Annotated in this window: 2 protein-coding genes; both read right to left on the bottom strand. The window is 65.2% G+C overall.

Annotated features, from left to right (window positions below; translation table 11 throughout):
* Window positions 1-592, bottom strand: a 592-nt coding sequence (locus WBB14_RS28150) for a hypothetical protein (RefSeq protein WP_424242667.1), incomplete at its 3' end; no start/stop codon positions are given.
* Between the two features lie 103 nt (window positions 593-695).
* The gene (locus tag WBB14_RS28145; RefSeq protein ID WP_221811616.1) at window positions 696-1,694 is read right to left on the bottom strand and encodes a bile acid:sodium symporter family protein; all 999 of its coding nucleotides are present in this window, start codon (window positions 1,692-1,694) and stop codon (window positions 696-698) included.
* Between the last annotated feature and the right edge of the window lie 18 nt (window positions 1,695-1,712).

The raw sequence follows: 1,712 nt of genomic DNA, 5'->3' as shown, positions 1-1,712 counted from the left end.
GGCCGGACATGCCGGCCACCATCCCCAGGGGCGTCTTGGCCGGCATGCGGTGCAAGTTCAGGGTGGCGATGTTCGGGCACTGGCTGAGCACGTCCAGGTGATGGCTTTGCACACTGAGGGACAGGGTGTGCAGCTCGGGCATGGCGGCCAGTGGCGCCAGGTCAATGGCGGGGCCCTTGTCCAGGGAGAGCCGCAGTTGTTGCAGGTGCTTGAGGTTGGGTAGGGCCAGCAGCCCGGGCAGGTCGGCGCTGATCACCTGCAGGGCAAACTCCCGAAGCAGGGGCAGGCTGCCAATAGCCTCGCAATGCTCCAGGGCATCGAGGCAGTCCAGGCTCAGGGACTGCACATGGGGCAGGGCCAGCAACACCCGGGCATCGAACGCGCTGCCCGGGTAATGGCTGTAGAAGCGCACGTTGAGGCGTTCACCGAAACGGGCGCAGAGTGTGTCGAGCTGACTCAGCCGTTCGCCGTCGTACTGTTCGGCCTTGGCGAACTGGACGATGACCTGGGCCTGGTCATCAGCCTCCAGGCGGGCGCTCACCTGCAGTTCCAGGTCGGCCTGGCTGGGGGCTTGAATTCGATGGGGAAACATCAGCGGTCCTTGATGATTTTTGCCGCGGCATCATGCCATTGCGCACTCTTGATCGCCATCTGCGCGCAGGCCCGGCCAACTGCCGGGCCACCTTGCGAAAAGCTTACGGGTCGACCTGGCCCATCAGCTCGGCCACCGATTCCGGGCGCTTGGCGTAGCGCTGGGCCAGCACCGCGCAGACCATCAGCTGGATCTGGTGGAACAGCATCAGGGGCAGAATCAGCACGCCCATGGTGCTGCCGGCAAACAGCACCTGGGCCATGGGCACGCCGGTGGCCAGGCTCTTTTTCGAGCCGCAGAACAGGATGGTGATGCGGTCTTCCTGGTCGAAGCCGAACAGCTTGCCGAGAAAGCTCGACGCCAGCAGCACCAGGGCCAGGAGGATGCAGCAGGCCACCAGCAGCCCGCCCAGTTCCCACAGCGGAATCTGCTGCCAGATGCCTTCATTCACCGCTTCGCTGAAGGCGCCGTAGACCACCAGCAGGATCGAGCCCTGGTCGACAAAGCGCAGCCAGTTCTTGTTACGCCCGACCCAGGCTCCAATCCAGCGGCGGGCGATCTGCCCGGCGATAAAGGGCAGCAACAGTTGCACGCTGATCTTGACGATGGCATCCACGGTCGAGCCGCTGTCGCCGTGTACGTTCAGCAATAAGGTCACCAGCAGCGGGGTGAGGAAAATGCCGAACAGGCTCGACGCCGCCGCGCTGCAGATGGCTGCCGGAATGTTGCCCCGGGCCAGGGAGGTGAAGGCAATCGCCGATTGCACCGTGGCCGGCAGGGCACACAGGTAGAGCATGCCCAGGTACAGGTCGTTGCCCACCAGCGGCGACAGCAGCGGCTTGAGCGCCAGCCCCAGCACCGGAAACAGGATGAAGGTCAGGCTGAACACCAGCAGGTGCAGGCGCCAGTGGCCGGCCCCGGCGATGATCGCCTCGCGCGACAGCTTGGCGCCGTGGAGGAAGAACAGCAGGCCGATGGCGAGGTTGGTCAGCCAGCCGAAGCCGACCGCCACCTGGCCGCTGGCGGGCAGGAAGCTGGCCAGCAGCACCACGCCGATCAGGGTCAGGGTGAAGTTGTCGGGCAAAAGACGCGAGCGTGTCATAGCGGGATCATCCGGGGG

The organism is Achromobacter sp. (assembly GCF_049647645.1).
Taxonomy (GTDB): Bacteria; Pseudomonadota; Gammaproteobacteria; order Burkholderiales; family Burkholderiaceae_B; genus Achromobacter.
This window is presented reverse-complemented; position numbering and strand designations above follow the sequence as displayed.

Coding starts and splice junctions, on each gene's coding strand:
- WBB14_RS28145 (WP_221811616.1), bottom strand. CDS start 1,694: ATGACACGCTCGCGTCTTTTGCCCGACAACTTCACCCTGACCCTGATC.